Source organism: Acetobacter sp. UBA5411 (assembly GCF_002409645.1).
Classification (GTDB): domain Bacteria; phylum Pseudomonadota; class Alphaproteobacteria; order Acetobacterales; family Acetobacteraceae; genus Acetobacter.
In genome coordinates, this window is sequence record NZ_DHNR01000032.1 from 45,874 (window position 1) to 52,278 (window position 6,405).

Here is a 6,405-nt window from a genome sequence, read left to right on the forward strand (position 1 = left end):
CTCTCCTTTCTGAATGCGGAGTGACATGCAGGATCAGAAGAGGGGCCGGATCTCCTTTTTTCCGGTGTCAGACACGGCTCGCAGCGACAAATCGCTCGGCATCATTCGCACCAGAGATCACATAAAGCCGCTGTGTAAATCTTTCAGGGCGGAAAGTGGAAACGGAAAAAACATCGTTCTATAATATTTTGAAACGAAATGTAATATTCCCCTGATCTTTAAAATTACCTTTAATATTCAGGGCCAAAGTCAACCCCGAAAAAAAATTCGGGTGCCGTGCATATGAAACTGATGGTGATCAATCGCGACTGCGACGTGGAACGTTATGACAGCTTCTGTCAGATGAACGGTTCTATTGCAGATATCGGACGTTTCAGTGCGATCGACGGTCAGACACTCGACATGCAGGAATTACAGTCGGCGGGCCTTATCGCACCCGACCTCTGTTACAGTCGTGGCGCTGTTGGCTCGGCGCTTTCCCACATTCTGCTGTGGAATGCTGTCATGGAAAATAAGCAGGCTGTCTCCATTTTTGAAGACGACGCCATTCTGAGCAGCAACTTTCAGGAAGAATCCACAAGAATCATAGAATCCCTTGAAAATGAATGGGATATCATCCTCTGGGGCTATAATTACGACGTCAATCTTGTCTTTGATCTGCTGCCGGGCGTGACCTATTGCGTCGCAAATTTCAACCAGACGCTGATGCGTCTTGGCGTGGAGCGTTATCGCAGTCGTCCTGTCAACGCGTCTCCCTTCAAACTGTTCAAGGCGCTGGGTATCTGCGGTTACGCCATATCTCCCAAAGGAGCGCGACGTCTTCTCGATCTCTGCCTACCGCTGCAGAACGCTGAATACTGGTACCGCAGAACCAACGAGACGCTGCGCAACACATCGCTCGATCATGTGATGTGCCATCACTATGAGAAGATCGACGCTTTCTGCTGCTTTCCCTCTCTCTGTATCTCCAGAAACGAGAATGCGAAATCGACAATCATCAACTCGTGACAGGCTGAAACCGTAATGCGTCGACTGGGCTGTAGGAATGCACGATGATCCTGCTCGAAAATGACAGAACGCTGATTCTCCACACACCAAAATGTGGAGGAAAAGCGCTCCGGAAAGCATTTTCATCAGTCGCCTCCACCGGACCATGGTGGGACTGGACATGGCTGCGCAGGACAGGAGAATGGGTGGATCAGGCCCATATACCGCTCCATATTCTGTGCCAGACAGAAGAATGGAACCAGATCCGTTCCTACACGGTTGTCGCTGTTGTTCGTGATCCCTGGATCCGTTTCGTGAGCTCTTTGAAAGAACATATGAAACAGCACAGGAAAAGAAACGCGCTACAGGTTCTGGAGGAACTCGATGAAGTGCGGATTTCATATGATCCCCGCTACATTCACTTCATTCCGCAATTCCGGTTCACTCACCTCGGCAACAAGAGATATACCGATTTTATCGTTCGCACGGAATCCCTACCAGAAGACCTGAGAGCAGTCGGAATGATCGGCGGCATGAGTGATGATTTTTTCAAGGCAGTGGACACGCTGCCTCCGATGCCGACATCGCCAGCGGAAAGCCTGCCTGCTGACGTTGTGCAGAAGATGAGGTCGCTTCTCATGAGGTTTTATCGGCGGGACTACGCTCTCTTTGGCTATACACCACCATCAGACGAGGAAGCTGTTCCAACGGGTTTTGATGCCCTGCTTATGGACCCCTTATGTGGGGGAGAATGGAATGGTTATGCGGCCGCAGCTCCTGCCTATGAACGGTTTGTTCGTCACAGCACAAAAGATTTTCTGATTTCTCATCTTACGGCGGAAGTGCAGGCGTTGCGGCAACGTCTTCGCGCTTCCTGACGCAAGGTCACATTGATTCGCCAGATAATTTACAAATTCTTTTTAGACCCTAAATTTCATGTTCTCATTTCAAGGATTCTGAATGATGACCGTTGCGATTTATGGAATCAGATCATGCGATACAATGAAAAAAGCGATGGCGTGGCTGGATGCGCACGACATTGCTTACACGTTTCATGATTACAAGAAGGAAGGCGTGGATCGCGCCCGTCTGCTCGACTGGGTCAAAAAAGCGGGATGGGAAGAACTGATCAATCGCTCCGGCACAACATTCCGGAAGCTGCCTGATGCAGACAAGACAGACCTGACTGAAGAAAAAGCCATTCAGCTTATGATCGACAATCCCTCCATGATCCGTCGCCCCGTTCTGGAAGCCTCAACACGGATAATCATCGGTTTCAAGCCCGAAAAATATGCTGATTTTTTCAGAGTCTGAATGATGCCCCTGCCTTGCAGGCTGTTTTAGGCAGTCATGCATGCACGTCAGGGAACGATCCCGGTTTTGCAGAGTTAGAAAAAGCATGCGCGTCCGTCGTCATGGCGGACGCAAGGCGGTTTCCCGTTTCCTGACGGGCCGGTTCCGGTCTTCGACACCATGCTGTCGGTAAAATGACCCTGAACCGAAATCGCATTTTACGAGATTTCAGAAGCAGGGATTTACGTATGCCTTCCCAGACACGATATGACCTTTTTATTGATGGTTCCTGGACAAAACCCACCAGCGGCGAATGGACGCAAATCCGCAATCCGGCAACCGGCGATGTTGTCGGAGAGGCTGCCCGAGGACAGGAGCAGGACGTCAAGATTGCGGTAGAGGCTGCCAAAAAAGCGTTTCCGGCCTGGCGCGATACGCCCGCATCCAAACGTGCCGATGCGCTGTATAAATTACGTGATCTGGTCGCACGCGACAGAGAAACGCTTGCCAGAACCATCACCTCCGAAATGGGAAAAACTCTGAAGGAAGCACAGGGAGAGGTTGATTTCGCCATAGCCCTGCTGCGTTTCGCTGCGGAAAACACCCGCCGTCTTGAAGGCGAGATTATCCCCGGCGAACGTCCGGGCGAGAAGATCTTGATTGACCGAGTGCCGCATGGCGTCGTTGGCGCTATTGCAGCGTGGAACTTCCCGCTGGCGCTCTGCGCGCGGAAAATCGCTCCGGCGATTGCGGCAGGCAACACAATCGTTCTCAAGCCGCATGAACTGACACCGCTTTCCGCACTGGCGCTGGCGAAACTGGTGGAGGAAGCAGGCATTCCGGCGGGCGTGGTCAATATCGTAACCGGCGATGGACCGGAAGTGGGCGTGCCGATTGTCGCACACCCGGACACGAGACTGATCACCATGACCGGTTCGACACCTGCCGGTAAGAAGATCATGGCCGCGGCCGCCGAACACCTAAAAGAAGTGCGACTGGAACTGGGCGGCAAGGCGCCGTTCATCGTCATGGATGACGCTGACCTCGACAAGGCGGTCGAAGCCGCTGTCGTGGCGCGCTTTGGCAATGCGGGACAGATCTGCACCAGCAATGAACGCACCTATGTGCATGAGGCCATCTACGACCAGTTTGCCGAGAAACTGCGTGAGAAAATCAAGGCATTGAAAGTCGGCGATCCGATGGACCCGGCAACGGATATGGGGCCAAAAGTCAGCGAGGATGAACTGAAGAAGGTTCATGAAATCGTTGAAAAAGCTGTCTCTCAGGGCGCGAAGCTGGAAATCGGTGGCAAGCGTCTGACAGGCGGCGTTTATGACAAGGGCTGTTTCTATACGCCAACCCTGCTGACGGGTGTGACGCATGAAATGGACATTGCCCGGAACGAGGTGTTCGGTCCCGTGCTGTCACTGATGAAAGTGCGTGACTTTGATGAGGCGCTGGAACGAGCCAATGACTGCCGTTACGGACTGTCGGCTTATCTGTTCACGAAAGATCTCGCCACGATCCTGCGCATGACGCGGGAACTCAACTTCGGTGAGGTTTACGTCAATCGTGAAGGTGGTGAGGAACCGCAGGGCTTCCATCATGGCTATGGCGAAAGCGGTCTCGGCGGTGAAGATGGCCAGCACGGGCTTGAAGCCTATGTTGATACAAAAACCATCTATCTGAACGCCTGATATGGAAAGGGCGGATATCCCGATGGGGATATCCGCCCTGAAACAAAATGAAGTTTTTGGGTGTCGCCTTTTTTAAAAAGGCGACGTTCTCTGAAGCTTTTTGAAAAAAGCTTCACCAAAAACTTTGGTTAATCAATGCGCCGTCGCATCATCCGGCAGCGTATAAGCGATGATCTCATCACTCACATCTGGCGAATGGCTCATACCGCCAGCTGAAATAACCACATATTCCTTGCCGGTTTTCGGAGAGCGGAACACCAGCGGAGCCGCCGGAGCACCAGCAGGAAGACGTGCTTTCCACACTTCCTCACCCGTCAGCGAGTTCAGCGCACGCAGATAGTAATCCTGCGTACCAGCGAAGAACACCAGACCGGATGCCGTTGCAGTCGGACCACCAAGCGTCGGCAGACCAAGCGGCACGTCCATGTGCGTCTTCAGACCCATCGGACCGGTGTCCTTCACCGTGCCGAGCGGCACCTGCCACAGCAGTTTCTTGCTGCGCAGGTCGATGGCGCTCATCGTGCCGAAAGGCGGTGTATTGCAGGGAACCGCCAGCGGCGATTGCAGGATATCGATGCGGACGCCCTGATAAGGACCAGCTACCTGCGGGCGCAACGTGCCCATAAAGCCCGGAACCTCGTCCATCGAGATCTTGTAGTGCGAGGCGTTCTTTTTGTTCACCAGCATCATGCGCAATGGCACGCGCATGTCGTTGACGAACATCAGGCCGCGTGCCTCGTCGATGGAAACGCCACCCCAGTTCATACCACCCAGCAGGCTCGGATATTCGATGTAGGGCTTCTCACCGGGCGGCGTGAAAGCGCCTTCATAGACCGAGTTGCGGAACATGATGCGGCAGTAAAGCTGGTCGAACGTGCTCACGCCCCACATGGAGCTTTCCGTCAGCGGCTTGGCGCCGATTTCAGGCATCCCCACCGAGAAAGGCTGCGTCGGCGAAAGGTGCTCCCCCTCCGCAGCAGGCTGCGTGGCGACTTTCTTTTCCACCACATCCGTCACCGGCTGGCCCGTGCGACGGTCCACGACGAAGATGTTACCGGTCTTGGTCGTCTGGATCAGGGCGGGAACGGTCTCGCCCTGCTTGTTGGTCACATCAAACAGGACAGGCTGAGAGGGGAGATCATAGTCCCAGACATCGTGATGCACGGTCTGGAACACCCATTTCGTCTGGCCGGTCGAGGCATCGACAGCGACGATAGCCGCACCGAACTTTTCCTTCACAGCGTCGCGGTCGCCGCCCCAATAGTCAGGCGGACCGTTGCCCGTCGGCAGATAGACGAGGTTCAGGGCGCGGTCGTAGGTCGGGATGGTCCACACGTTGGGCGTTTCCAGCGTGTAGGTCTTGCTTGGGTCTGCCGCATTGGCGTTGTCCGGATCACCGACATCCCAAGCCCATGTGAGTGCACCAGTGCGCACGTCATAGGCGCGGACCACACCGGACGGCTCGCCATGCACAATGTCACGCACCCAGCCGCCGATGACTGCCGTATGACCCATCACCACGGGAATACCCGTCGGATGATAGCGCTTGCCGTTTTCCGCAGGCCCCATGCGCGGCTTCAGATCGACAACGCCATTGTTCCCGAATTTCGGGCACAGCTTGCCGGTATGAGCGTCCAGACCGATCAGACGGGCATCGACCGTGTTGACGATAATGCTCTGACGACAGGGCGCATCCGCATCAGCCGCCTTGTCTTCGGCGGACAGCGTCTGATCCTTGTCAGTGTCGTAGTAGCCGACACCGCGACAGGTAACATGCTCCGCTGAGTGCGCCTGCGGATCGAACTTCCAGAGCGCCTTGCCGGTATCGCCGTCGATGGCGGTGACCAGATTTTCCGGCGTGCAGGAATACAGCACGTTGCCGATCTGCTGCGGTGTGTTCTCGTCGACACCCGTGCCTGCGCCGGTCAGACGACGGCCCGTGTGATAGACCCACGCAACCTGAAGACGACCGACATTCTCGGGTGTGATCTGACTGTAGGGCACATAGCGCGTGCCGTGCTCATTGCGGGCGAAATACTGCCAGTCCTCGGGCACATCCTCTTTTGCGACAGCGAGAGGCGGCTGCTTGCTGAAGCCTGTATCATTATGGATCGCGCCATGCGGCGAGAACGCTTCGAACAGGGTGATGAGCAGGCTGCATGTCAGCGCCAGTCCACCCAGCACGCTCTGCTTGCGTGTCTTCGGCGCGAAAGACTGAAGCGTAGCTGTAGCCCAGAGGCTCAGGACGAACAGAACAGTCGGAACGACAAGGCGCGGCAGAAGCGCCCAGTAGCCAAACTCCGGCGTATCAAAGAAAGCCCACAATACAGTTGCGACAAACACGCCGATCGAGAAAGGCAGCGCGATGCGCTGTTTCAGCACCAGAAGAATGGCGAGGACGATGTAACCGAGGCCCGCGAACAGATAG

5 protein-coding genes are annotated in these 6,405 nt (G+C 55.0%); 4 read left to right on the forward strand and 1 reads right to left on the reverse strand.

Annotation, left to right across the window (positions count from 1 at the left end; genetic code table 11):
- The first annotated feature begins 282 nt into the window (after positions 1-282).
- The 4 genes from B3759_RS10920 to aldA all read left to right on the forward strand — a co-directional run bounded on the left by B3759_RS10920 (position 283) and on the right by aldA (position 3,977).
- Positions 283-1,008, forward strand: coding sequence for a glycosyltransferase family 25 protein (locus B3759_RS10920; RefSeq protein WP_291365950.1), 726 nt, complete (start codon positions 283-285; stop codon positions 1,006-1,008).
- 44 nt (positions 1,009-1,052) lie between these two features.
- A complete protein-coding gene (locus B3759_RS10925) occupies positions 1,053-1,865 on the forward strand; it encodes a sulfotransferase family 2 domain-containing protein (protein ID WP_291365951.1) in 813 nt (270 codons plus the stop codon).
- Between the two features lie 82 nt (positions 1,866-1,947).
- Positions 1,948-2,301, forward strand: coding sequence for an ArsC family reductase (locus B3759_RS10930; protein ID WP_291365952.1), 354 nt, complete (start codon positions 1,948-1,950; stop codon positions 2,299-2,301).
- Between the two features lie 227 nt (positions 2,302-2,528).
- Positions 2,529-3,977 (forward strand): aldehyde dehydrogenase, encoded by a 1,449-nt coding sequence (gene aldA, locus B3759_RS10935; RefSeq protein ID WP_291365953.1) that lies wholly within the window; start codon positions 2,529-2,531, stop codon positions 3,975-3,977.
- Positions 3,978-4,109: 132 nt separating this feature from the next.
- Here the strand turns inward: aldA and B3759_RS10940 are convergent.
- Positions 4,110-6,405, reverse strand: a 2,296-nt coding sequence (locus tag B3759_RS10940) for a membrane-bound PQQ-dependent dehydrogenase, glucose/quinate/shikimate family (protein ID WP_291365954.1), incomplete at its 5' end; no start/stop codon positions are given.